This window comes from Streptomyces sporangiiformans (genome assembly GCF_005768555.2).
Lineage (GTDB): Bacteria > Actinomycetota > Actinomycetes > Streptomycetales > Streptomycetaceae > Streptomyces > Streptomyces sporangiiformans.
The window spans coordinates 1-25,498 of record NZ_VCHX02000089.1 but is presented as its reverse complement, the minus strand read 5'-3'; the positions used below and the strand labels follow the sequence as shown (position 1 = coordinate 25,498).

Sequence of the window (25,498 nt, the reverse complement as noted above, 5' to 3'; positions counted from 1 at the left end):
GCGACGGATCACCGAGCCGCCGAAGGGCTCACGGCGTCCGTCGCGCCGGTGTCCTCCCCGTACCGCTCCCGGAGCTCTGAGAGCACGCCGAACACCGCCGCGGTGAGCGGCACCGAGAGGAGCATGCCGAGGATCCCGGCGATCGAGGCGCCTGCCGTGAGCGCCAGCAGGATCGCCGCCGGGTGCATCTGCACCGTCCGGCTGTGGATCATTGGCTGGAGCACGTTCCCTTCGAGGACCTGCACCGCGAGGACCACCCCGAGGGCCCACAGAGCCGTCACCAGGCCACGGTCCGCGAAGGCGACCAGGATCGCGACCGCGCCCGAGAGGAAGGCGCCCAGATACGGGATGTACGCGCCGACGAACACCAGCGCACCCAGCCCCACGGCGCCCGGCACCTGGAGGATCAGCAGGCCGACCGTGATGCAGACGGCGTCGATGAAGGCGATGACCGTCGTCCCGCGCATGAAGCCCTCGATCGCCTGGAAGGCACGCCGGGCCATCACTTCGAGGGTCTCCCCGGAGCCGCGGGGCGCGAGCGAGTGCAGTGAGGCGATCGCCCTGTCGGAGTCGCGCAGGAAGAAGAACATGAGCAGCATGGCCAGAATCGCCATGGCGATGACCTCGCTGACGACACTGAGTCCGCTGATCACCCCGGTGGCGGCGGTGCCGCCGAACTTGGACAGCAGGTCCTTGGCGTTCTTGGCGAGATCGTCCAGCGACGTACCCGCCACGCCGAATTCGTCGCCGAGCGACTTCGCGGCGTTCCGCAGTGACGAGATGATCTGGTCGCCGGTGTCGATCAGGGCGGACACCACGGTGTACGCGGCGCCGCCCATGACCAGGACCACGGCGGCGCAGGTCAGTCCGGCGGCGAGGGACTTGTTGAACTTCATCGCGACCAGCCGCCGGTAGAACGGGCCGAGCAGCGCGGTGCCGAGCAGCGCGAGCAGGACCGGTGTCACGGCGGTCTGGAAGGTGATGCAGAGCCAGACGCCCACGGACACGACACCGGTGACGAGGAGCGTGAGCGCGCTCCACACGGCGACGTGCCGGGCGGGTTCCGGGAGGAAACCGCGGGGGATGCCCGCTCCCTCCCGACCGGCTGCCCCTGGCCTGGCGAGGGGGGCGCCGGCGGTGCGTATCGTCGTACGCGTTCGGTGTATTGGCCCGCCCCGACGGCCCGGCCGTCCCCCGCGAGGGTCTCTGCGAGGGGCTCCCGTACGGCTGCTCATCCTGTGTCATCTCCGCTCGCGCGCGGCCGCTGCCCGCGACCGGCACAAAGCGTAGACCCGGCCCATCGGTGGGGATCCGGCGCGGTGCGTGCTAGCGCTGGGACGTCGTTTCCCGCACCCACGGCAGCAGCAGCCGCTCCGCCAGGACCAGCGCGTAGAACAACGCCACGCTCATCACGCCCAGCAGCGCGACGGCGGCGAACGCCAGCGCCGTGTCCGAGTTCGCGCCGGACTGCACGATGACGAAGCCGAGCCCCTCGTCCCCCGCGCTGAACTCCCCGATCACCGCGCCCACGGCGGCCAGCGGCATGGCCACCTTCAGCCCGACGAAGATCTGCGGCAGTGCGCCGGGGAACCGGAAGCGCAGGAACGTCTGCGTCCGTGACGTGCGCAGCGAACGGGCGAGTTCGGCGAGTTCCACCGGGGTCGAGGTCAGGCCCTGAGCGACCGACAGGACGACCGGGAAGAAGCAGACCAGCAGCGCCATGACCACCTTGGGCTGCTGGCCGAAGCCCATCCACACCACCAGCAGCGGGGCCAGCGCCACCTTGGGCACCGCGTTGAACGCCACCAGCAGCGGGGCGAACATCAGCTCCACGATCCGGGAGGCCGCGATCGCCACGCCGATCACCAGACCGGCGGCCACGGCCAGCGCGAAGCCCGCCACGATGACGATGAGCGTGGTCAGCGCCTCGCCGAGCAGATAGCCGGGCACGCCGAGGAAGGCGTCCAGCACGTCCGCGGGGGACTGCGCGATGATCTCAGGCACGTCGAAGAGGGCCACTGCCAGGGCCCAGACGCCGATGGCGGCCGACAGCCCGAGCGCGGGCCAGCAGACCGCCACGAGCCGCTTGCGGACACCGCGCCCCGGCGCCCGCCGAACGCTTCGACCGGATGGAGGAGCAGCTCCGGATCCTCACCGGCCTGTGGACCACCCCACCGGGCAGGCGCTTCTCGTACGAGGGCCGTCACCACCGCCTGACCGACTCGCCCGCCCTGCCGAAACCCGTCCAGCGGCCCACCGTCCCGCTGATCGTGGGCGGGCGGGGGCCACGCCGCACCCCGGCTCTGGCCGCCCGTTACGCCGACGAGTTCAACCTGCCCTTCACCTCGCCCGAACAGAGCGCGCGGCTGTACGCCCGGGCGAACGCCGCCCGCGCTCGCGTCGCGGACCGGCCGCCGCTGGTCCTCTCCGTCGGCCTGGGGATCGCCTGCGGCCGCACCGAGGCGGAGATCGCCGACCGGCTCGCCGTGCTGCACGAGGAGTCCCGCCTCCCGCCGGAGGAGCCGCTGTACGGCTCGCCCGCGCGGATCGCGGAGCAGCTCGGCGCGTACGCGGCCCTCGGCACGACCCGCGTGTACGTCCGCCTGCGTGATCTGTCCGACCTCGGCCATCTGGACCTGCTGGCGGCCGAGGTCGTTCCCCAACTGCCGTGACGCCGCCGCTACTCGGCGACCGGCAGGGCGGCCCCGTCCCGCAGGAACAGCGGAATACGGTCCAGTGGGGCGTCGACGGTCACGGCCGCGCCCCCCTCGTACGTCTCACCGGTCCACGCGTCGGTCCAGCGCGCGCCCGCCGGGAGATAGGCGGTCCGCGCCGTCGCACCCGCCGTCAGGACCGGCGCGACCAGAAGATCGGGGCCGAAGAGGTACGCGTCGTCGACCGACCAGGCCGCCTGGTCCTCCGGGAACTCCAGGAACAGCGGTCGCATCACCGGGAGCCCCTCCTCGTGGGCCGCGCGCATCACATCGAGGACGTACGGCTTCAGACGCTCGCGCAGCCGCAGGTACTTCTCCAGGATCGCGCCGGCCTCCTCGCCGTACGACCAGACCTCGTTCGGGCCGCCGGTCATGGCCGGGCCGAGCGGCATGCCCGGCTCGCGGAAGCCGTGCAGGCGCATCAGCGGGGAGAACGCGCCGAACTGGAACCAGCGGACCATGACCTCGCGGTACGCCGGGTCGTCGGGGTCGCCGCCGTGGAAGCCGCCGATGTCGGTGTTCCACCAGGGGATGCCGGACAGCGCGGTGTTGAGGCCCGCAGCGATCTGGCGGCGCAGGGACGCGAAGTCCGTGCCGATGTCGCCGGACCACAGGGCGGCGCCGTAACGCTGACTGCCCGCCCACGCCGAGCGGTTGAGGGTGACGATCTCGGTCTCGCCGGCGGCCAGCAGGCCCTCGTAGAAGGTGCGGGCGTTCTCGCGGGGGTAGAGGTTCCCGACCTCGAGGCCCGGCCCCGCCCAGTAGCGCAGGTTCTCCTGGAAGCCGGGCTTCAGCTCCGGCTCGCCGGCGTCCAGCCAGAAGCCGTTGATCCCGTACGGCTCGAGGTAGTTGTCGCGCACCCGTGACCACACGAACTCGCGCGCCTCGGGATGCGTCGCGTCGTAGAAGGCCACCTGGACCGTCGACGCGACCTCCTTGTCCGGCCAGTCCGCGTGCGCCATGGGGCCGTACTGCGTGCCGATGAAGTAGCCGCGCTGCTCCATGAGCTGGTGGTTCTCGGAGAGCGGGGACACGGACGGCCAGACGGACACGACGAGCTTGACGCCCAGCTCCGCCAGCTCCCGCTGCATCGCGGCAGGGTCGGGCCACTCCGCCGGGTCGAACTTCCACTCACCCAGATGCGTCCAGTGGAAGAAGTCGCAGACGATGACGTCGAGCGGCAGTCGGCGGCGCTTGTACTCCCTTGCCACGGCGAGGAGTTCGTCCTGCGTGCGGTAGCGCAGCTTGCACTGCCAGAAGCCCGCGGCCCACTCGGGCAGCATCGGCGTACGGCCGGTGACGGCGCTGTAGCGGCGCTGGGCGTCGGCCGGGTGGCCCGCGGTGATCCAGTAGTCGATCTGCCGGGCCGAGTCCGCCACCCAGCGCGTGCCGTTGCCCGCCAGCTCCACCCGGCCGATCGCCGGGCTGTTCCACAGCAGGGTGTAGCCGCGGCTGGAGGTGAGCACCGGGATGGTCACCTCGGCGTTGCGCTGCACCAGGTCGAGGACGGCGCCCTTCTGGTCGAGCAGCCCGTGCTGGTGCTGGCCGAGGCCGTACAGCTTCTCACCCTCGTACGCGGCGAAGCGCTGCTCCAGGCGGTGGTAGCCGTTGCCGACGGGGGTGTAGAGGCGCGGGCCCGGCCACCAGAAGTGGGCACGTTCCTCGGTGAGGAGCTCGGAGCCGTCGTCGGTGCGGACGAACCGTATGAGGCCCTCGGCGTTGACCTCCACGGTGAGCGCGCCGACGGTCAGCAATCCATGACCGTCCTCGATCTTCACGGCGGCCTCGGTGACCGGAGCCTCGTCGAGCAGCGCGCCCGGCAGGCCCTCGACGACCGGGCCGCCGAGCCGCGCCCGGACCCGGACCGCGTCCGGGCCCCACGGCTCGATGCGCACGGTCTCCTGGCGCCCGCTCCATTCCAGGGCACCGTCGCGCTCACGGAACGTGCCGACGGTGGGGGAGGACTGGGCCAGGCTGACCGCCCCCTGCTGGGGCTGGGTCTCGGCAGGCTGATTCACGTGATCTGCTCCTGTGCTCCTGAAGGAGTGAAACCGAGAAGGAGTGAAGACGAGGGGCTACGGCCCGGGAGGGCCGGCGTTCGATGGGGCGGGGGACGTCGGCTATGACGTGGCGGGTGCCGGTCCCGAGCTGGCCCGGATCGTCAACTCGGGTGCGATCAGGACGACATCGTCCGAGCCGCGGCCCTCGAGCTTGGCGACCAGCTGTTCCACCGCGTGCCGGCCCATCTCCTGCGCGGGTATGGCGACGGAGGTGAGCCGCAGGGACGCCTGGGTGGCGACCTGGTCCGGGCAGATCGCGACGACCGACACATCCTCGGGGACGGCCCGGCCCTGCTGGCGCAGGAGGGCGAGCAGCGGCTCCACTGCGGACTCGTTCTGCACGACGAAGCCCGTGATGCTCGGGCGCTCGTCGAAGATCCTGGCCAGGGTCACGGCCATCGCGTCGTACCCGCCCTCGCAGGGCCGGTGCAGCATCCGCAGGCCGAGCTCCCGGCTGCGGGAACGCAGGCCGTCGAGGGTGCGCTCGGCGAAGCCCGTATGCCGTTCGTAGACCGCCGGTGCCTCGCCGATGACGGCGATGTCGCGGTGCCCGAACCTGGCGAGATGCTCGACGCACAGGGCGCCCGTCGCCCCGAAGTCGAGGTCGACACAGGTCAGACCGCTGGTGTCGGCGGGCAGGCCGATCAGTACGGAGGGCTGGTCCGTGCCGCGCAGCAACGGCAGCCGCTCGTCGTCGAGTTCGACGTCCATCAAGATCATCGCGTCGGCGAGCCCGCTGCCCGTGACCCGGCGAACGGCGTCGGGCCCTTCCTCGCCGGTGAGCAGCAGCACGTCGTAGCCGTGTGTGCGGGCGGTGGTGGCCACGGCGATGGCGATCTCCATCATTACGGGTACGTACATATCCGTACGGAGCGGGACCATCAGCGCGATGATGTTGGACCGGTTGCTTGCCAGCGCCCGGGCCCCCGCGTTGGGGTGGTACCCGAGCTCCTGGATGCTCCGCTCGACCCGCTGCCGGGTGCCCACGGAGATGGACCGCTTACCGCTGAGGACATAGCTCACCGTGCTCGCCGAGACTCCGGCGTGCTGGGCGACCTCGGCGAGGGTGACCATCCAGCTCTCCAAGGATTGTGTGAAGCGCTTCGACAGTTGCGCGTTACGGGCAAGGGCGAGTGAGGGTGGCTCGACAGTAGCTTGACGGGGGACGGGTGTCCATAGGTTGTCGAAGCGCTTCGACACGTCCGATGCGCCGACCTGGAGCTTCCAGCGCCACCACGACCTGCCCCCGGGGGAGTTGAAAAAGTTCGTTGAATATTTGAGCGGGAAGAGGCGCCCGACCGTACTGGGAGGAGTGAGCAGGAATCCCGTTACCGTCACCGTCGCATACAGCGTGGTGCCGGGCCGCGAGGCCGCCTTTCATGCCTGGGGGTGGGCCGCGCTGCGTGCCAGTGCGCAGCAGCCGGGTTTTCTCGGAGGCGGCGTACTGGTCGACGGAGAGGCGGAGTGGCATGTGGTCTACCGCTTTGACAGCGAGGCTTCCGCGCGGGCCTGGGAGAACTCGGTCGATTGGGTCGAGTGGTCGACCCGGGCCCAGGGCCTGGCGCGGGAGGCCGGACGCAAGAGCGTGCAGGGCTCGAGGGCCTGGTTCGAGTCCCAGGTGGTCACACCGGCCGCGCCGCGCCCGCCACCGAAATGGAAGCTGTGGTTTGTGAATATGAGTGCGGTCTTCCCGCCCGTGCTCTTATTCAATCTGACAGTGCTCCCCTATCTCGACAGCCTCAATCCGCTCTTTCGGACTCTGCTGCTGTGTCTTTCGGTGACGGCCATCGTCACCTGGATTCTCATGCCGCGACTTCAGCGTTTCTTCAAGAAATGGCTGTACCCGCCGCTCCAGGCACTCCGTGGACGGCACAAACGGCGGACGGCGTAGGCCCCGAGAACGATCAAAGGGAGGTGGGCGGGTGAAGACCCTGCTCATCGACAATTACGATTCGTACACGTACAACCTGTTCCAGTTGATCGCCGAGGTCAATGGCGAGGAGCCGGTGGTGATCCTCAATGACACCGCGGCCGGCGGAATTCCCGATCTGCGGGAGTTCGACAACGTGGTGGTGTCGCCCGGTCCCGGACACCCGGCCGAACCGCGCGACTTCGGTATCGGCGCCCGCGTGCTCGCCGAGGCCGAGATCCCCGTGCTCGGTGTCTGTCTCGGTCATCAGGGCATCGCCGCAGGGGAGCGCGGCGATGTCGAGGCCGCCCCGGAGCCCCGCCACGGCTACCTCTCCACGATCCGGCACAACGGCCGTGACCTGTTCCAGGGGCTGCCGCAGCACTTCACCGCGGTGCGCTACCACTCGCTGGCCGTGCGCGAGCCGCTGCCCGAGACCCTGGAGGCCACCGCCTGGTCCGAGGACGGCGTCCTGATGGGGCTGCGGCACCGCACCCGGCCCCTGTGGGGAGTGCAGTTCCATCCCGAGTCCGTACTCACCGACTACGGCCACCGGATGCTGGTGAACTTCCGCAATCTCACGGCGGAGCGGGACCGCAGGCCGCGTACGAAGAACACGTCCGTCCCCCCGGCCGCGGTGAAGATTCCCCGGCCCCGGCGGGCCCCGCGCCCCGCCCACCGGCTGCACACCCGCCGTATCGCCACCGCCGTCGACGCCGAGGCCGCGTTCACCCGTATGTACGCCGACGCCCCGCGGGCGTTCTGGCTGGACAGCTCCCGCGTCGAGCAGGGCCAGTCCCGGTTCTCGTTCTTCGGGGACGGCACCGGACCGCTCGCCGAGTTCGTCCGCTACGACGTCGAGACCGGCCTCTGCGAGATCGATCGGGCCGGACGGCCCCCGCGCAAGGTCCGGTCCAATGTCTTCGACTACCTGAAGCGGCAGCTGGCGACCCGTCACGTCGACGCCACCGGACTGCCCTTCGACTTCACCGGCGGCTATGTCGGCTACTTCGGCTACGAGTTGAAGGCCGACTGCGGCTCGGCCAACCGTCACCGGGCCGAGACCCCGGACGCCTGCTGGCTGTTCGCCGACCGGCTGATCGCGGTCGACCACGAGGAAGGCTTCACCTACGCCGTCTGCCTCGCCGAGGACACCCCGCAGGCCACCCGTGAGGCCACCGAGTGGCTCGACACCACGATGGCCCAGCTCACCTTCGTGTCCACGGACAAGCCGCCCCTGCCCTTACCGTCCGATCCACTCCCCGGCGCCGCCGAGCCGTGGCTGGTGCGCGACCGGGCGACCTACCTCGCGGACATCGAGGCCTGCCGGCGGGAGCTCAGGGCGGGCACCAGCTACGAGATCTGCCTGACCAACGCCGCCCGGTTACCCGCGCCGCACGACCCGTACCACTTCTACCGGGTGCTCCGGCGCGTCAACCCGGCGCCCTACGCGGCCTTCCTGAGGTTCGGCGACCTCGACGTGGCCAGCTCGTCCCCCGAGCGCTTCCTGCGGATCACCCCGGACGGCGTCGCCGAGGCCAAGCCGATCAAGGGCACCGCACCCCGTGGCGACACCCCGGAGGAGGACGCCCGGCTGCGGGACGCGCTGGCCGCCGACGACAAGACGCGCGCCGAGAACCTGATGATCGTCGACCTGCTCCGCAACGACCTGGGCCGGGTCTGCGCGACCGGCACGGTGCGGGTGTCCCGCCTCATGGCCACCGAGACGTACGCCACCGTGCACCAGCTGGTCTCCACCGTCGAGGGACGGCTGCGGGAGGACACGGACGCGGTCGACTGCGTACGCGCCTGCTTCCCCGGCGGCTCGATGACCGGCGCGCCCAAGCTGCGCACCATGGAGATCATCGACTCCCTGGAGACCGAGGCACGCGGGGTGTACTCCGGCGCCCTCGGCTACCTGGGGTGCAGTGGCGGCGCCGACCTGAGCATCGTCATCCGTACCGCCGTGTTCGCCGACGGCCTCATGCACCTGGGCGCCGGCGGCGCGATCGTCCTCGACTCCGATCCGGCGGCGGAGTACGACGAGATGCTGCTGAAGACCGCGGCGCAGATGCGCGCCCACCAGGAGCACACCGCCGTCCCCGCGACCGCGCAGGAGCCGACCCGATGACGATTTCCCAGGCCACGTCGACCCTGCGGTCCACACCAGCCACCATGCCCCGGCAGTGCACGCCGGCTCCCGCCGACGCGGGTGCTCCCGGCAACCTGGCGGCCCACCTCGCCGAGATCGCCACGCGGCGCGACTGGACCGGCCGGACCGCCTTCCACCAGGGGCACCGGTCCTGGACCCACGCAGAGGTGCACGACCTCGCGGCCCGCGCGGCCACCGTGCTCGCCGACCACGGAGTCGGCCCCGGCGACCGGGTGCTGCTCGCGCTGCCCGACTCCGTCACCTGGGTGACGACTTTCCTCGCGACCGCCCGCCTGGGAGCCGTCGCGGTCCTGGTCAACCCCGAACTCACCGCCGCCGAGCACGAGTTCATGGCCGAGGACACCGAGGCCGTGCTCTGTGTGACCGGACCGGGCCTCGACGACCGGTTCGCGGACCGCGCCCGGCTCGGTGCCGACCAGCTCGTCGCGCTCACCGCCACCTCCGCCCCGGCCACCCGGGCCCATCCCGTCGACGCGCACACCCCGCTGTACATCCAGTACACCTCCGGGACCACGGGCCGGCCCAAGGGAGTCGTGCACTGCCACAGCGACCCGAAGACGTACCACGACCTCATCGGCAGGCGGCTGCTGCGGATCACCCCGGACGACGTCACCCTGTCCGTGTCCAAGCTGTTCTTCGCCTACGGCTTCGGCAACGCCTTCGTCTTCCCGCTCTTCTCCGGCTCCTCCGCCGTGCTGGTGGACCGGCGCCCGAACCCCGCCGCCGTGGACGAACTCGTCGCCCGGCACCGGGTGACCCTGCTCTACTCCGTGCCGTCCGCGTACGCCGCCCTGGTGGCCGACCGGGCCGGCGGGCACATCTCCTGCTTCGCCTCGGTACGCGCGGCGGTGTCGGCCGGCGAGGGCATGCCCGCCGGGCTCGGGGAGCAGATCACCGAACTGCTCAGCGCGCCCGTCCTGGAGCAGATCGGCTCCACCGAGGCCGGGCACGCCTTCTGCGCCAACAGCTTCGAGCACAACCACCCGGGCACCGTGGGCCGCCCCGTACCCGGCTTCGAAGTGGAGCTGCGCGACCGCGCGGGAGCCCCCGTGCCGGACGGTGTGGAGGGCGAACTCTGGGTGCGCGGACCGACGCTGACGCCCGGGTACCTGAACCGGCCCGAGGAGACCGAGCGCACCCTGGTCGGTGGCTGGCTGGCGACCCGGGACCGGGCGCGCCGCGAACCCGACGGCACCTACCGGCATCTGGGCCGCGTGGACGACATGGAGATGGTCGGCGGCATCACCGTGTCCCCGCTGGAGGTGGAGGCCGTGCTGCGCGGTCATCACGCGGTGAAGGAGGTCGCCGTCGCGGCCGTCACCGACCGGCGCGGCGCGAACAGGCTTCGGGCCTTCGTCGTCCCCACCACACCCATACCGGCGGGCCTGGAAGCCGACCTCATAGCCCTGGCGCGCGACCGGCTCGCCGCCTTCAAGGTCCCCCGGAGCGTCAGCTTCGTGCCGTCGCTGCCTCGCACCCCCACCGGAAAGCTCCGCCGCCACCTGGTCCGCCAGGGAGCGTGGTGACCATGACCGCCACCGCTTCCCCACGCGCCACGGCCGGATCCGGCTCCACAGCAGAAAGGATCGGGCCGATGCGACAGCAGCAGCCCCTGCTCTCCGACCGCGGCTTCTATCTGGGCCCGATGTTCCGGCAGGCGGCCACTCGCCACGGAGCGGTCTTCGTCACGCTGGACCGGCCGCTGGACGTCACCCCCGACCTCGGGGTCGACCTCACCTACACGATGCTGGCCGACCTCGTCGACGAGCTCTCCGGCCGGCTGTGGGAGGCCGGGGTCAGGCCCTCGGAGGAGGTGGTCATCCACAAGACGGACAACGTCGACATCGTGCTGCTGACCTGTGCCGTCTCCCGGATCGGCGCCGTACCCGCCCTGCTCTCGCCCGCGCTGGCCGGCCCGGTCGTCGGACAGCTCCTCGAACGGCTCCACAAGCCCTGGCTGATCACCGACAGAGCCAAGCTGGAAGGACCGCTCAAGGACGTCGAGCTCCCCCTGCTCGTACGGCGGACGCTCGCGGTGGACGACGCGCCCGGCGCCGTCCCCCTGGAGAAGTTCGCCGGCACCCGGCCTCCCGCGCCCGTACGGCTCCACCAGCGGGAACCCTCCCTGATCACGCACAGCTCGGGCACCACCGGCATCCCCAAATTCGCCGTGCACTGCCCGAACAGCATGTGGAACCGGCTCGTACCGCAGAAGGCGATGGGCTGGCCCACGCGCGGCGAGACCGCGGCGCTGCACATGTCGTTCGTGCACTCGCGCTTCTACCATCTGCTCGGCGTGCTGCTGCACTTCGGCAGCCCGCTGGTGCTGATCACCGATCCGGAACCCGCGTCGGTGGGACCGCTGCTGGCCCGGCACCGCCCCGGCATCGTCGAGACCCACCCCAACACCTTCGTGCTCTGGGAGGAACTGGCGGACGCACCCGGAGCGCCACTGTCCCGGGTCCGCTCCTACGGCTCCACCTTCGACGCGATCCATCCCCGCACCGTGCGCCGGCTGCTGGGTGCGTCGAAACGCCGCTCGCCATGGCTGATCCAGCTCTACGGACAGAGCGAGACCGGCCCCGTCGCCTTCCAGTGGTTCACGCGACGCAGTGCCGCCCGCGCGGACGGCCGCCGGGTCGGGATCGGGATACCGGGCTTCACCCGCATACGCGTCGCCGACGGATCCGGCGGGCGGGCCAGGCCCGGAACGGCCGGCCCGATCGAGGCCCGCACCAGGGGCCGCATCCTCACCTACCTCGGTGCCCGCGAGCAGTACCTGCGCCAACTCGACGGCGAGTGGTGGCAGATGGGCGACATGGGCTACCAAAGCCGCCTCGGCGCCCTCTACCTGATCGACCGTGAGGTCGACCAGATCGACTCGATGCACAGCAACCTGGAGGTCGAGGACACGCTGATGTCCCGCCTGGAGGAGCTTCGCGAGGTCGTCATCGTGCCGGGCGCGGACCGCGAACCGGTGCCGGTGGTGTGCGTCCGCGGAGAACAGCCCCTGGACATGGCGCGCTGGAGGGAGGCCACGGCCGATCTGCCCACGATGGCCGAACCGCGGCAGTGGCGGTTCGAGGAGCTGCCGATGACCGCCACCTGGAAGGTGAAGCGGGTGGAGATCACCCGCATGCTGACCGAGAGCACCCGCACATGAACTCCGTCCTCGTGGTGGGCGCCGGACCCGTGGGCCTGTCGGCCGCCCTCGCCCTGCGCGCCCGGGGACTGCCCGTCGTCCTGCTGGAGGCGGACCCCGAGGGGCGCAGGCGGCCCGGCAGCCGCGCCCTGTTCGTGCACCGGGAGACCCTGCACCTGCTCGACGGGATGCGCCCCGGCCTGGCCGACGAGATCACGTCCTACGGACGGACCTGGCAGACCAAGCGCACTCTGTACCGGGGCCGCGAGGTGTACTCCCGCACCTTCCCTCCCCCCTCGGGGCCACCGCCCTTCACCAGTCTGCGCCAGGTGGACACCGAGCGTTTCCTCCTCGCCGCCTGCGAGGATGCCGGGGTGGAGTTCGTGTGGGGTGCCCGGGTGGAGGGCGTACGCGCCGATCCGAGCGGGGTCGTCCTGACCGGCGAGGACGGCCGCACCTGGACCGGCACCCACGCGGTCGCCGCCGACGGCGCCCGCTCGGCCGTGCGGCGCGAACTGGGCATCGTGCTGCAGGGCAGTCACGCGGACGGCTTCCACGTCGTGGTGGACATCGCCGACATCCCGGGGGCGGAACTGCCGCTGGAGCGGGTCTTCCACTACGAGCACCCCGGTGTCGGCGGGCGCAGCGTGATGCGCGTGCCGTTCACCGGAGGCTTCCAGCTCGACCTCCAGTGCCGCGACGACGACCCCCAGGAGGCGTACGGGACGGAGGAGGCCGTACGCGCATGGCTGCCGGACGTGGTGGGGGAGGGGTACGCCGAACGGATCCTGTGGGTGTCGACCTACCGCTTCCTGCGCAAGGTCGCCGCCACCTTCACCGACCCGCACCACCGGGTGCTCCTCGTCGGCGAGGCGGCGCACCTCTTCCCGCCGTTCGGCGCGCGCGGCATGAACAGCGGCATCGCGGACGCGGCGGCGGCCGCCGAAGCCGTCGCCACCGGTACGGCCGAAGCCGTCGCCCACTTCGCCGAAGTCCGGCGCGCGGCGGCCCTGTTCAACAGCGCGGCCGCCGGTACCGCGCTGGACCATCTGCGGCCCCGGCGGCGGATCGTACGGGTCAAGCAGCGTGCGGCGGCGGCACTGGCGCCCGTCGTGCCGTGGTGCGGGGCCTGGCTGGAGCACGCGCCCTATGGGCCCCGGGGCGGTTCACCGGCGAGCGCCGGCCGCAAGTACTAGGGCAACACCGAGAGGAGTCTCTGTGACACAACCGGCAATCGCGGAGGGCCTGTTGGCCTGGAACCCCGGCAGTGGTCTCAGCCGTGGTCTGGCGGCCGACACCCGACTGCTGGCCGCGGACTCTTGGCTGCTGCGCGACGGGCAGGTGCGGGGCTTCGGCCGGCACCGCGAGCGTTTCGAGCGCGCCTGTGCCGAGTGCGGCGCCCCGCCGCCCGCACAAGTCGCCGAGTTCTGGCGGGACATGACCGCGGCCCTGCCGCGCACGGGAACGTGGTTCCCCCGCGTCGAGCTCGCCCGAGGATCCCTCCAGTTGCGGCTTCTGCTGCGGCACGCGCCGGAACTCGCACCCGACGTACGGGTGTGGGCGGCGGGACAGCCCGACCCCCGGACCGTGCCCCGCCGCAAGGGCCCCGACCTGGACGCCCTCGCCCGGGTCCGGCAGCGGGCCGCCGGGCAGGGCGCCGAGGAGGCCGTACTGATCGCACCCTCGGGCCTCGTCCTGGAGGGAGCCAGTTCCAGTCTGCTGTGGTGGGAGGACGACACCCTCTGCTCGCCCCCACCGCGACTGCCCCTCCTCCCGGGGGTCACCCTCGGACTCATCCAGGAACGGGCCGCGCGCACCGGCACCCCGCTCGACCAGCGCGAGCGGACCCTGGACGAACTGGAGGGCCGCGAGGTGTGGCTGGTGAACGCCCTGCACGGGATCCGTCCGGTGGCCGCCTGGGAGGGCCGGCCCAAGGAGGCGGGGCCGGCCGAGCGGGCCCCGGAATGGCAGAAATGGCTGGACGACATCATGGAGCCGCTGCCGGCCGACTGAAATCCTGAGTTCCGCAGCCGGAGAATTTCCGAATTCGAAGGCTGCCGGAAGGCGAAAGGCGCCGGGACGAATTCATTCGCCCGGCGCCGTTGAATCATTTTCGGATTCAGCTCTTTGAGTGCTCAGCCGTTCTTCTGCTTGGGCACATAACCGCCCGGAACCATTCGCGTCGCGATGGCGATCCGGTTGTACGCGTTGATGACCGTGGCCGCCCAGATCAGCGCCGCGATCTGCGCCTCGTCGAAGACCTCGGCCGCCTCGGCGTACACCTCGTTCGGGACCCGCCCGTCGTGCACCAGGGTCACTGCCTCGGTCAACGCCAGTGCCGCGCGCTCCCGGTCGGTGAAGAACGGGGTCTCCCGCCAGGCGTTCAGCGCGTAGATGCGCTGCTCGGTCTCGTCCTGGGCGCGGGCGTCCTTCGTGTGCATATCGATGCAGAAGGCGCAGCCGTTGATCTGCGACGCCCGAATCCTGAGCAGTTCCAGAAGCTCCGGTTCGAGTTTGGCGTCATGCGCCGCGGAAACGGCGGCACCGTGCAGGGCGCCCATCGCTCCCGATACGTCGGGGGTAATTTTCTTGAGGGCTACGCGAGATATGGAATCGCTGTGGGGCATGGGGCGACTCTATCCCCGTAATGGGGGGCGTGCAGGCCATCCGGCTGAATTACCTCGGTAATTTCCGGCGCGCGTGACGACCGGAACGGGCGTGACGACCGGGAGAGGAGAGGGCACTCGACCGCTCGGCAACCTTCCGGCCACCGGCGGCGACCAGGACGCGTACGCACCGCCCCCGGAAGGAAACCCCATGCAACACCGCCGCCCCCGCCTCTCCCGCAGGGCGAAGATCGCCACCGCCGCCGTCACCGCCCTGGCGGCGGGCGCCTCCGTCACCGTCGCGATGGCCGGCGAATCGGCCAAGAAGTGCGCGGCCTTCGACACGATCACGATGGGCAAGTACTACGTGAACAACTACCTCTGGGGCCAGGACGACGGCACCGGCACCCAGTGCGTCTGGGACAACTCCCGGTCGGGCGACACCATCGCGTGGGGCACGGACTACCGCTGGACCAGCAAGGCCGGCAAGGAGAACGCCGTGAAGTCCTACGCGAGCTCCGTGCTCGGCTGGCACTGGGGGTGGAAGACCGACAAGGCGTCCACCGAGCTCCCCATCCGGGTGGGTGACCGCAAGGCGATCAGGACCAGCTGGCAGTTCTCGGTCAGCTCGAACCCGGGCACCATGAACGTCGCCTACGACCTGTGGCTGCACAGCAAGAACACCGCCGACTGGCAGGACAAGCCCACCGACGAGATCATGGTCTGGCTCAACCGCCAAGGCGGCGCCGGCCCTCTCGGTTCGAAGGTCGGCCGCGTCAGCCTCGGCGGCGCCCTGTGGGACATCTACGAGGGCGACATCGGCTGGAAGGTGCACTCCTTCGTCCGGGTCGCCAACACGACCAAGGCCACCCTCAACCTCGACGACTTCACCCAGGCACTCGTACGGCGCAAGCTGCTGAGCAACGACAAGTACGTCTCCGGCATCGAGGCGGGCACCGAGGTCTTCCGTGGCTCGGGCCGTCTGGACACCAAGGCGTACTCGGTGGACATCGGCTGACGCGCAGCGGTTCGCCGGGTGGTTCGCGTGGATGAACGGTGCGCGAAGACTGGTGAGGTTGCCCGGAATCGGGTACATACGATCGAGTAGCACCGGCCAGTAACCAACTGTTCCGAAGATCCCGACTCGCGGCGAGGTGAAGCCCCTCATGTCCGCACCACTCCGAAAGCCCGCAGTCACCGAGCGCGAGGCCCGCCAGGTGGCGGAGGCCGCGCGTGAACAGGACTGGCGCAAGCCCAGCTTCGCCAAGGAGCTGTTCCTCGGCCGCTTCCGGCTCGACCTGATCCATCCGCACCCGATGCCCGACGACGAGGAAGCGCAGCGCGGCGAGGAGTTCCTCGCCAAGCTGCGCGACTTCTGCGAGACGAAGATCGACTCGGCCCGGATCGAGCGGGACGCACAGATCCCCGACGAGACGATCGACGGGCTCAAGGAGCTCGGCGCCTTCGGCATGAAGATCGACACCAAGTACGGAGGCCTCGGCCTCACCCAGGTGTACTACAACAAGGCGCTCGCCCTGGTCGGCTCCGCGAGCCCGGCGATCGGCGCGCTGCTGTCCGCGCATCAGTCGATCGGCGTACCGCAGCCGCTGAAAATCTTCGGCACGCAGGAGCAGAAGGACGTCTTCCTGCCGCGCTGCGCCCGCACCGACATCTCGGCCTTCCTGCTGACCGAGCCGGACGTGGGCTCCGACCCGGCACGGCTCGCCACGACGGCCGTCCCGGACGGGGACTCGTACGTCCTCGACGGGGTGAAGCTCTGGACGACCAACGGTGTCGTCGCGGACCTGCTGGTCGTGATGGCGCGGGTGCCGAAGTCCGAGGGCCACAAGGGCGGCATCACCGCCTTCGTGGTGGAGTCCTCCTCGGAGGGCGTCACGGTCGAGAACCGCAACGCCTTCATGGGCCTGCGCGGCCTGGAGAACGGCGTCACGCGCTTCCACCAGGTCCGCGTCCCCGCCGCGAACCGCATCGGCCCCGAGGGCGCCGGTCTCAAGATCGCGCTGACGACGCTGAACACCGGCAGACTCTCGCTGCCCGCCATGTGCGTGGGTGCCGGCAAATGGTGTCTGAAGATCGCCCGCGAATGGTCCGCGGCACGTGAGCAGTGGGGCAAGCCGGTGGCCTTCCACGAGGCCGTGGGCGCCAAGATCTCCTTCATCGCGGCGACGACCTTCGCCCTGGAGGCCGTGGTCGACCTCTCCTCGCAGATGGCCGACGAGGATCGCAACGACATCCGTATCGAGGCGGCCCTCGCCAAGCTGTACGGCTCCGAGATGGGCTGGCTGATGGCCGACGAGCTGGTCCAGATCCGAGGCGGCCGCGGCTTCGAGACCGCCGCGTCGCTCGCCGCCCGCGGCGAACGGGCGGTCCCGGCCGAGCAGATCCTGCGCGATCTGCGCATCAACCGCATCTTCGAGGGCTCGACCGAGATCATGCACCTGCTGATCGCGCGCGAGGCGGTCGACGCCCACCTGTCCGTGGCCGGTGACCTCATCGACCCCGAGAAGTCCCTGTCCGACAAGGCCAGGGCGGGCGCGAACGCCGGTGCCTTCTACGCCCGCTGGCTCCCCAAGCTGGTCGCGGGCCCCGGCCAGCTCCCACGCTCGTACGGGGAATTCCACCCGGCTGGACACGTGGACCTGTCCGGCCACCTCCGCTATGTGGAGCGCTCGGCCCGCAAGCTCGCCCGCTCCACCTTCTACGCCATGTCGCGCTGGCAGGGCCGTATGGAGACCAAGCAGGGCTTCCTCGGCCGGATCGTCGACATCGGCGCGGAACTGTTCGCGATGAGCGCGGCCTGCGTACGCGCCGAGCTCCTGCGCACCACCGAGGACCACGGCCGCGAGGCCTACCAGCTCGCAGACGCCTTCTGCCGTCAGGCCCGCATCCGTGTCGACGAACTCTTCGACAGGCTGTGGACCAACACCGACGAACTCGACCACAAGGTGGTCAAGGGCGTCCTGTCCGGCACCTACACCTGGCTGGAGGAGGGCGTCATCGACCCGTCCGGCGAGGGCCCCTGGATCGCGGACGCGACGCCCGGACCGTCCCAGCGGGAAAACGTTCACCGACCCATTCGCTGATCTCATTCACCGAGCTTTTCCCCAGGAAGCCACTGTTGTCCCCGTGGCCATTCTGCTGCTTGCCGCACGGAAGACGTGCGACAACAATGAGCAAAATGGCGAACGGGGACGACAGATGCGCCACGGTGCGGGGGAAGAACACAGTCAGGGAATTTCTGTCCAGCTGACACGGGCACGCCAGGAAGCCTGGCGGCAGCTGAACGAAACAGATCTGGTACGGGCGTTACGGACGGTGCGCAATGAGGTTCTGCCGCTGGCGGACAAGCTGCGCCAGAGTGCGCCGAAGACCTTCGAGGCGCACCGGGACGCGCTCGCCGTTCTGCTGAACGACTGCGCGCTCGCCCTGACCGACGAGGAGCCGAGGCCGCCCGTGGCCTCCTTCGAACCCGTACGGATCAGGAGATTCGACCTCCGGGACGTCGACGCCCTCCTCGACGCGGGGCGGCCGGGCGAACGGCCCGTCATCCAGCAGCTTTTCCGTAGTGCGCTCGATGTGGTCAAGGACCCCGTACTGCGGGAAGTGATCAAAGCGAACCAGCAGGGAGTCCACATTATCCAGCGCGCCAATCGCTGGATAATGATGCTTGTGGACGCGGTTTAGCCCTACCAGGTCGAGGGGGAATTCCAGTGGCCACTTTGGAGCGCATCACCGGCCGGATCATGCGCGCCGGCGAGGGAAGAATGCTGCGCAAGTTGCAGCGAATCTCCGAACAGGTCAACTTCCTGGAGGAGGAATTCCAGGGGCTGACCGACGACGAGCTGCGGGCGCTCACCCCCGAGTTCAAACAGCGCCACGCCGACGGCGAGAGCCTGGACGATCTGCTGCCGGAGGCCTTCGCCGCGATGCGCGAGGCGGCGCGGCGCACGCTCGGGATGCGCCACTTCGACGTACAGATCATGGGCGGCGCGGCGCTCCACTCCGGCAGCATCGCCGAGATGCAGACCGGCGAGGGCAAGACGCTGGTCGCGACGCTGCCCGTCTATCTCAACGCCCTGACCGGCAAGGGAGTCCACCTCGTCACGGTGAACGACTACCTCGCCCAGCGCGACGCCGAGTGGATGGGCCGGGCGTACCGCTTCCTGGGGCTGACCGTGGGCGTCATCAAGGCGGAGTCGACACCGGCCGAGCGGCGCGAGCAGTACCAGTGCGACATCACCTACGGCACCAACACCGAGTTCGGCTTCGACTACCTGCGCGACAACATGGCCGGGTCGAAGGAGGAACTCGTACAGCGGGGCCACCACTACGCGATCGTCGACGAGGCCGACTCGATCCTCATCGACGAGGCCCGCACACCGCTGATCATCTCCGGGCCTGCCGACCAGCCGACGCACTGGTACGAGGCGTTCGCCGGCATGGTCACGCGGATGAAGGGCGTCGCCGTCCAGGAGGAGAACTTCACCACGCAGGCCGACAAGGCCCGCCTCGCCGACCTGCGGGCCACGCACGACTACGAGTACGACCCGAAGAAGCGCACCGTGGCGATCCTGGACAGCGGCGTCGAGTACCTCCAGGACCAGCTCGGCATCGAGAGCCTCTACGAGTCCGACCACACGCCCCTCATCAGCCACCTCAACAACGCCCTCAAGGCCAAGGAGCACTTCAAGAAGGACAAGGACTACGTCGTCGTCGACGGCGAGGTCCTCATCGTCGACGAGCACACCGGCCGCATCCTCGCCGGTCGCCGCTACAACGAAGGGCTGCACCAGGCGATCGAGGCGAAGGAACGGGTGACCGTCAAGGACGAGAACCAGACGCTCGCGACGATCACCCTGCAGAACTTCTTCCGGCTGTACGACAAGCTCGCCGGGATGACCGGTACGGCGATGACCGAGGCGGCCGAGTTCCACCAGATCTACAAGCTGCACGTGATGCCGATCCCCACGAACCGGCCGATGGTCCGCGACGACGACGCCGACCAGATCTACCGCACCGAGGCGGCGAAGTTCGAGGCGATCGTGGACGACATCGCCGAGCGGCACGAGAAGGGCCAGCCGATCCTCGTGGGCACCACATCCGTCGAGAAGTCCGAGCGGCTGTCCGAGATGCTGTGGAAACGGGGCGTCCTCAAACGCCAGGACATCGCGCGCCACGTACTCAACGCCAAGAACCACCAGAACGAGGCCCAGATCGTGGCGCAGGCCGGCCGCAAGGGAGCGGTCACCGTGGCCACGAACATGGCGGGCCGCGGTACCGACATCATGCTCGGCGGCAATCCGGAGGCTTTGCTGCGCGCCGAACTGAAGGCGCGCGGCCTCAACGAGGAGGAGCACCCGGACCAGGTCGGCACGGTGCGCGAGGAGATCGCCGCCGCCGTCGCGGCCGAGCACGAAGAGGTCAAGGAACTCGGCGGGCTCTATGTCCTGGGCACCGAGCGCCACGAGTCACGACGTATCGACAACCAGCTGCGCGGCCGCGCGGGCCGTCAGGGCGACCCGGGTGCGTCGCGCTTCTATCTCTCCCTGGAAGACGACCTGATGCGCCTGTTCCGGGCCCAGGTGGTCGACCGCGTGATGTCGATGGCGAACGTCCCCGACGACGTGCCCATCGAGAACAAGATGGTCACGCGCGCCATCGCGTCGGCCCAGTCCCAGCTGGAGCAGCAGCACTTCGAGTCCCGCAAGGACGTCCTGAAGTTCGACGAGGTGCTCAACCGGCAGCGCACGCTGATCTACGCCGAACGCCGCCGGGTCCTGGCGGGCGAGAACCTGCGCGAACAGATCGTCCACTTCATGGACGACACCATCAGCGCCTACATCACCCAGGAGACCGCCGAGGGCTTCCCCGAGGACTGGAACCTGGAGCGGCTGTGGAGCGCCTTCAAACAGCTCTTCCCGGTGCAGGTCACCATCGAGGACCTGGAGGACGAGGCGGACGGGCGCGCGAACCTCACCGCCGGCGAACTGATCGAGGCGATCCAGGAGGACGCCCACGCCCGCTACGAGGAGCGCGAGGCCGAACTCGGCTCCGACGTGCTCAGGGGCCTGGAACGCTTCGTCGTCCTCTCGGTCCTCGACCGGAAGTGGCGCGAGCACCTCTACGAGATGGACTACCTCCGCGACGGCATCGGCCTGCGCTGGACCCTCGGCCGCGAACCGATCATCGAGTACGAGCGCGAGGGCTACGAGATGTACGCCGCGATGACCGAAGCCATCAAGGAGGAGTCCGTCGGCTACGTCTTCAACCTCGACGCCTCCGGCAGGGCCCGGGACGGCCAGGAAACCCTCGAACCCCGTGACCGCAGCGACGACCTCCGCTTCAGCGCTCCCACCCTCGACACGGCGGACGGCGTGGTCGAGGGCAAGTTCACCCCGTCCGACGCGGCATCGTCACCCGCGACGGAAACGGTCACCGACGCCGCGCCGGCCCCGTCCGGGCGTCCCACCAGGTCGAAGGCGAAAAACCGCCGCCGACGCAAGCGGTGATCCGTGCCGGCGGCGCCGCACGTCAGCCGCGCTCCGGCGATATGGCCTTGTCGAGTGACACATGCTGACAAAGGCATCCTGGAGGGGATGCCCTGTCCTGTCGTCGCTCGGTTGCGGCAACAATGGGGGGATGACCGACAGTCCAGCCCCCCTCGCTGATCCGCATCTCGTCTTCGACCCCGTGGCCGGAGACGGCCCCCGGGACGTGGTGATCCTCGGATCGACCGGGTCGATCGGCACCCAGGCCATCGATCTCGTGCTCCGCAATCCCGACAGGTTCCGGGTCACAGGGCTCTCCGCGGCGGGCGGGAGGACGGGGCTGCTGGCGGAACAGGCGTACCGGCTCCGGGTCCGTACCGTCGCGGTCGCCCGGGAGGACGTCGTACCGGCGCTGCGGGAGGCCCTGAGCGCGCAGTACGGAGCCGGGGAGCCGCTTCCCGAGATCCTCGCCGGGCCGGACGCGGCCGCACAGCTCGCCGCTTCCGAGTGCCACACCGTGCTCAACGGGATCACCGGGTCGATCGGGCTCGCGCCCACCCTGGCCGCGCTCGAGGCGGGGCGCACCCTCGCGCTCGCCAACAAGGAGTCGCTCATCGTCGGCGGCCCGCTGGTGAAGGCGCTGGCCAAGCCGGGTCAGATCATCCCGGTCGACTCCGAGCACGCCGCCCTGTTCCAGGCGCTCGCCGCGGGCACCCGAGCGGACGTGCGCAAGCTCGTCGTCACCGCTTCCGGCGGCCCCTTCAGAGGACGTACGAAGGCCGAACTCGCCGACGTCACCCCCGAGGACGCCCTCGCGCACCCCACCTGGGCCATGGGCCCGGTCATCACCATCAACTCCGCGACCCTCGTCAACAAGGGGCTCGAAGTCATCGAGGCACACCTCCTCTACGACATTCCCTTCGAGCGGATTGAGGTGGTCGTGCACCCGCAGTCGTATGTCCACTCGATGGTGGAGTTCACGGACGGATCGACGCTGGCCCAGGCGACACCCCCCGACATGCGCGGGCCGATCGCCATCGGGCTTGGCTGGCCCGAGCGCGTGCCCGACGCCGCGCCCGCCTTCGACTGGTCGAAGGCGTCGAGCTGGGACTTCTTCCCGCTCGACAACGACGCGTTCCCGTCGGTGGGGCTCGCCCGGCATGTCGGGAAACTCGCCGGAACGGCCCCGGCCGTGTTCAATGCCGCGAACGAGGAGTGCGTGGACGCGTTCCTGAACGGCGCCCTGCCCTTCAACGGGATCATGGAGACCGTGACCAGGGTGGTGGAGGAGCACGGCACTCCCCCACTCTCGGCTTCGCTCGAGCGGGGGGACCCCCACCGTGCGGGAACCTCACTCACCGTCGCCGACGTCCTCGAAGCGGAGACCTGGGCACGCGCCAGGGCACGGGAACTGACGAAGACGCAGAAGACGCACTACACAGCGCGGACGACCACAGCGCAGACGACCACGGCGGAGGCTCGTGCATGACGACCCTGATGATGATCCTCGGCATAATCGTCTTCGCGATCGGCCTGCTCTTCTCGATCGCCTGGCACGAGCTGGGACATCTCTCCACGGCCAAGCTCTTCGGCATCCGTGTGCCGCAGTACATGGTCGGTTTCGGCCCGACCATCTGGTCGCGGAAGAAGGGCGACACCGAGTACGGGGTCAAGGCGATCCCGCTCGGCGGCTACATCCGCATGATCGGTATGTTCCCGCCGGGCCCGGACGGCAAGCTCGAGGCCCGCTCCACCTCGCCGTGGCGCGGCATGATCGAGGACGCCCGCGCACAGTCCTTCGAAGAGTTGCGCCCCGGTGACGAGAACCGCCTCTTCTACACGCGCAAGCCCTGGAAGCGCGTGATCGTGATGTTCGCCGGCCCCTTCATGAACCTGATCCTGGCCGTCGCGATCTTCCTCGGCGTGATGATGACCTTCGGCGTCCAGACCCAGACCACCACGGTCGGCAAGGTCTCCGACTGCGTCATCCAGCAGAGCGAGAACCGCACCAAGTGCGAGAAGGGCGACCAGGCGGCCCCCGCCAAGGCAGCCGGCCTCAAGCTGGGCGACAAGATCCTCGCGTTCAACGGCAAGCCCATCGAGGACTGGTCCGCGCTCCAGTCCGACATCCGCGCCAACCCCGGCAAGGACGTCACCCTCACCGTCGAGCGCAAGGGCGAGCGGCTCGATCTGCAGGCCCACCTGATCCGCAACCAGGTCAGCAAGACCGACGGCGACGGCGGCTATGTCGAGGGCAAGTACGTGTACGCCGGCTTCCTCGGCTTCACCCCCGCCTCAGGCATCGTCCAGCAGTCGTTCTCGCAGTCCGTGGACCGCATGGGCGACATGATGGAGAACGGCGTCGAGTCGCTGATCTCACTGCCGTCCAAGATCCCCGCCCTGTGGGACGCGGCGTTCGGCGACGGTCCGCGCGAGCCGGATTCCCCGATGGGCGTGGTGGGCGCGGCCCGCGTCGGCGGCGAGGTCTTCACGCTCGACATCCCGCCGGAGAACCAGATCGCGATGATGCTGTTCCTCGTCGCGGGCTTCAACCTCTCCCTCTTCCTGTTCAACATGCTCCCGCTGCTCCCGCTCGACGGCGGGCACATCGCGGGCGCCCTGTGGGAGTCGCTGCGGCGGAACACGGCGAAGGTGCTGCGGCGGCCGGATCCGGGGCCGTTCGACGTGGCGAAGCTGATGCCCGTCGCGTATGTGGTGGCCGGGATCTTCATCTGCTTCACCCTGCTCGTCCTGGTGGCCGATGTGGTCAACCCCGTCCGCATCAGCTGACCGACTCCGAGGCCTGCCCATTCGGATGGCGGGGGACCAGGGCGCCATGCCCGGTGCCCCGCCATCCGGCGTTGTCACCGGGGACGCCGCGTGCCCCGGTCCGTGTCCGTGCCGTAATCTCGGAGCCTGGAGCCCGTTGTTCCGGGACCAGACCTTGATCCACAACTTGGGGTTGCACAGCAGATGACTGCGATTTCTCTCGGCATGCCGTCCGTTCCGACCAAACTCGCCGAGCGCCGGCAGAGCCGGCAGATCCAGGTCGGAACCGTGGCCGTGGGCGGAGACGCACCCGTCTCGGTGCAGTCCATGACGACGACGCGGACGTCGGACATCGGCGCCACCCTCCAGCAGATCGCCGAACTGACGGCGTCGGGCTGCCAGATCGTACGGGTGGCCTGCCCGACCCAGGACGACGCGGACGCGCTGCCGGTGATCGCGAAGAAGTCGCAGATCCCGGTCATCGCCGACATCCATTTCCAGCCGAAGTACGTCTTCGCGGCGATCGAGGCGGGGTGCGCGGCGGTCCGCGTCAACCCCGGCAACATCAAGCAGTTCGACGACAAGGTCAAGGAGATCGCCAAGGCCGCCAAGGACCACGGCACCCCGATCCGCATCGGCGTCAACGCGGGCTCGCTGGACCGTCGGCTGCTCCAGAAGTACGGCAAGGCGACCCCCGAGGCGCTCGTCGAGTCCGCCCTGTGGGAGGCGTCCCTCTTCGAGGAGCACGACTTCCGGGACATCAAGATCTCCGTCAAGCACAACGACCCGGTGGTGATGGTCAACGCCTACCGCCAGCTGGCCGCCGCCTGCGACTACCCGCTGCACCTGGGCGTGACGGAGGCGGGCCCCGCCTTCCAGGGCACGATCAAGTCGGCGGTCGCCTTCGGCGCGCTGCTGAGCGAGGGCATCGGTGACACGATCCGCGTCTCCCTTTCGGCCCCTCCGGTGGAGGAGGTCAAGGTCGGCAACCAGATCCTGGAGTCGCTGAACCTCCGCCAGCGCGGTCTGGAGATCGTGTCGTGCCCGTCCTGCGGCCGCGCCCAGGTGGACGTCTACAAGCTGGCCGAGGAGGTCACGGCCGGTCTGACGGGCATGGAGGTACCGCTGCGCGTCGCGGTCATGGGCTGCGTCGTCAACGGCCCGGGCGAGGCCCGTGAGGCCGACCTCGGCNCTGCGTCGTCAACGGCCCGGGCGAGGCCCGTGAGGCCGACCTCGGCGTCGCCTCCGGCAACGGCAAGGGGCAGATCTTCGTCAAGGGCGAGGTCATCAAGACCGTGCCCGAGTCGAAGATCGTCGAGACCCTGATCGAGGAGGCGATGAAGATCGCCGAGCAGATGGAAGCGGACGGTATCGCTTCGGGCGAGCCCTCGATCTCGGTCGCGGGCTGACCGGCGCCGCGGGTCGGCACGGGTTTCTTCGCCCCCGCCGCCCCTGCCCCTCTCATCCTTCCGGGGCTCCGCCCCAGACCCCGCCAGGGGGCTCTGCCCCCCCCTGGACCCCCGCTCCTCAAACGCCGGAGAGGCTTGAAGTATTCGAGCCCGGGCCAGCACTCATCAGCCCGTCCGGCGCTTGAGGACGAGGCCGCCAGGCCGATA

Annotated in this window: 18 protein-coding genes and 2 pseudogenes; 15 read left to right on the top strand and 5 right to left on the bottom strand. The window is 69.8% G+C overall.

What is annotated here, in order from left to right:
- Positions 1-8 precede the first annotated feature (8 nt).
- Positions 9-1,043, bottom strand: a complete 1,035-nt coding sequence (locus FGD71_RS10485) for an AI-2E family transporter (protein WP_119100135.1) — start codon at positions 1,041-1,043, stop codon at positions 9-11.
- Between the two features lie 283 nt (positions 1,044-1,326).
- Complete coding sequence (locus FGD71_RS10480; protein ID WP_119100134.1) at positions 1,327-2,079, bottom strand: ABC transporter permease; 753 nt, start codon at positions 2,077-2,079, stop codon at positions 1,327-1,329.
- Positions 2,080-2,129: 50 nt separating this feature from the next.
- Here FGD71_RS10480 and FGD71_RS10475 point away from each other — a divergent pair, with 50 nt between their 5' ends.
- Positions 2,130-2,672 carry an LLM class flavin-dependent oxidoreductase gene (locus FGD71_RS10475; protein ID WP_119100133.1) on the top strand — a complete coding sequence of 181 codons (543 nt, stop codon included), beginning with the start codon at positions 2,130-2,132 and terminating at the stop codon, positions 2,670-2,672.
- An 8-nt stretch (positions 2,673-2,680) separates the two neighbouring features.
- Here the strand turns inward: FGD71_RS10475 and FGD71_RS10470 are convergent, their stop codons facing one another.
- Entirely contained in the window at positions 2,681-4,732 is a 2,052-nt protein-coding gene (locus FGD71_RS10470; RefSeq protein ID WP_119100132.1) for a glycoside hydrolase family 31 protein, read from the bottom strand.
- A 102-nt stretch (positions 4,733-4,834) separates the two neighbouring features.
- On the bottom strand, positions 4,835-5,848 hold the full coding sequence (locus FGD71_RS10465; protein WP_119100131.1) for a LacI family DNA-binding transcriptional regulator: 1,014 nt from the start codon (positions 5,846-5,848) through the stop codon (positions 4,835-4,837).
- A 238-nt stretch (positions 5,849-6,086) separates the two neighbouring features.
- On the opposite strand from FGD71_RS10465, the gene FGD71_RS10460 reads away from it, so the two are divergent.
- The 6 genes from FGD71_RS10460 to FGD71_RS10435 all read left to right on the top strand — a co-directional run bounded on the left by FGD71_RS10460 (position 6,087) and on the right by FGD71_RS10435 (position 14,011).
- On the top strand, positions 6,087-6,665 hold the full coding sequence (locus FGD71_RS10460; protein ID WP_119100130.1) for an antibiotic biosynthesis monooxygenase: 579 nt from the start codon (positions 6,087-6,089) through the stop codon (positions 6,663-6,665).
- Between the two features lie 31 nt (positions 6,666-6,696).
- Positions 6,697-8,814 carry an aminodeoxychorismate synthase component I gene (pabB, locus tag FGD71_RS10455; RefSeq protein WP_119100129.1) on the top strand — a complete coding sequence of 706 codons (2,118 nt, stop codon included), beginning with the start codon at positions 6,697-6,699 and terminating at the stop codon, positions 8,812-8,814.
- Between the two features lie 44 nt (positions 8,815-8,858).
- The gene (locus FGD71_RS10450; RefSeq protein ID WP_119100144.1) at positions 8,859-10,382 is read left to right on the top strand and encodes a benzoate-CoA ligase family protein; all 1,524 of its coding nucleotides are present in this window, start codon (positions 8,859-8,861) and stop codon (positions 10,380-10,382) included.
- Positions 10,383-10,450: 68 nt separating this feature from the next.
- Positions 10,451-12,019, top strand: coding sequence for a class I adenylate-forming enzyme family protein (locus tag FGD71_RS10445; protein WP_119100128.1), 1,569 nt, complete (start codon positions 10,451-10,453; stop codon positions 12,017-12,019).
- On the top strand, positions 12,016-13,194 hold the full coding sequence (locus FGD71_RS10440; RefSeq protein WP_119100127.1) for an FAD-dependent oxidoreductase: 1,179 nt from the start codon (positions 12,016-12,018) through the stop codon (positions 13,192-13,194). The genes FGD71_RS10445 and FGD71_RS10440 overlap by 4 nt, the downstream gene beginning before the upstream one ends.
- 22 nt (positions 13,195-13,216) lie before the next feature.
- Complete coding sequence (locus FGD71_RS10435) at positions 13,217-14,011, top strand: aminotransferase class IV (protein ID WP_119100126.1); 795 nt, start codon at positions 13,217-13,219, stop codon at positions 14,009-14,011.
- Positions 14,012-14,133: 122 nt separating this feature from the next.
- On the opposite strand, the gene FGD71_RS10430 is transcribed toward FGD71_RS10435, so the two are convergent.
- Positions 14,134-14,625 (bottom strand): carboxymuconolactone decarboxylase family protein, encoded by a 492-nt coding sequence (locus FGD71_RS10430; protein ID WP_119100125.1) that lies wholly within the window; start codon positions 14,623-14,625, stop codon positions 14,134-14,136.
- Between the two features lie 91 nt (positions 14,626-14,716).
- Here FGD71_RS10430 and FGD71_RS10425 point away from each other — a divergent pair, with 91 nt between their 5' ends.
- The 8 genes and pseudogenes from FGD71_RS10425 to FGD71_RS48675 form a co-directional block, all read left to right on the top strand.
- Positions 14,717-15,622 carry a GH12 family glycosyl hydrolase domain-containing protein gene (locus FGD71_RS10425; protein ID WP_240436506.1) on the top strand — a complete coding sequence of 302 codons (906 nt, stop codon included), beginning with the start codon at positions 14,717-14,719 and terminating at the stop codon, positions 15,620-15,622.
- A 148-nt stretch (positions 15,623-15,770) separates the two neighbouring features.
- Positions 15,771-17,708 (top strand): acyl-CoA dehydrogenase family protein, encoded by a 1,938-nt coding sequence (locus FGD71_RS10420; protein WP_119100123.1) that lies wholly within the window; start codon positions 15,771-15,773, stop codon positions 17,706-17,708.
- 43 nt (positions 17,709-17,751) lie between these two features.
- The gene (locus tag FGD71_RS10415) at positions 17,752-18,309 is read left to right on the top strand and encodes a hypothetical protein (protein ID WP_140935856.1); all 558 of its coding nucleotides are present in this window, start codon (positions 17,752-17,754) and stop codon (positions 18,307-18,309) included.
- 59 nt (positions 18,310-18,368) lie between these two features.
- The gene (gene secA, locus FGD71_RS10410) at positions 18,369-21,134 is read left to right on the top strand and encodes a preprotein translocase subunit SecA (RefSeq protein ID WP_119100143.1); all 2,766 of its coding nucleotides are present in this window, start codon (positions 18,369-18,371) and stop codon (positions 21,132-21,134) included.
- A 130-nt stretch (positions 21,135-21,264) separates the two neighbouring features.
- Entirely contained in the window at positions 21,265-22,602 is a 1,338-nt protein-coding gene (dxr, locus tag FGD71_RS10405; RefSeq protein ID WP_119100121.1) for a 1-deoxy-D-xylulose-5-phosphate reductoisomerase, read from the top strand.
- A complete protein-coding gene (locus FGD71_RS10400) occupies positions 22,599-23,903 on the top strand; it encodes a M50 family metallopeptidase (RefSeq protein WP_119100120.1) in 1,305 nt (434 codons plus the stop codon). Before dxr ends, FGD71_RS10400 begins: the two co-directional genes overlap by 4 nt.
- Positions 23,904-24,086: 183 nt before the next feature.
- A pseudogene (gene ispG / locus FGD71_RS10395) lies at positions 24,087-25,073 on the top strand (flavodoxin-dependent (E)-4-hydroxy-3-methylbut-2-enyl-diphosphate synthase); the annotation flags it as partial.
- A gap of 1 nt (position 25,074) precedes the next feature.
- A pseudogene (locus FGD71_RS48675) lies at positions 25,075-25,291 on the top strand (flavodoxin-dependent (E)-4-hydroxy-3-methylbut-2-enyl-diphosphate synthase); the annotation flags it as partial.
- Positions 25,292-25,498 lie beyond the last annotated feature (207 nt).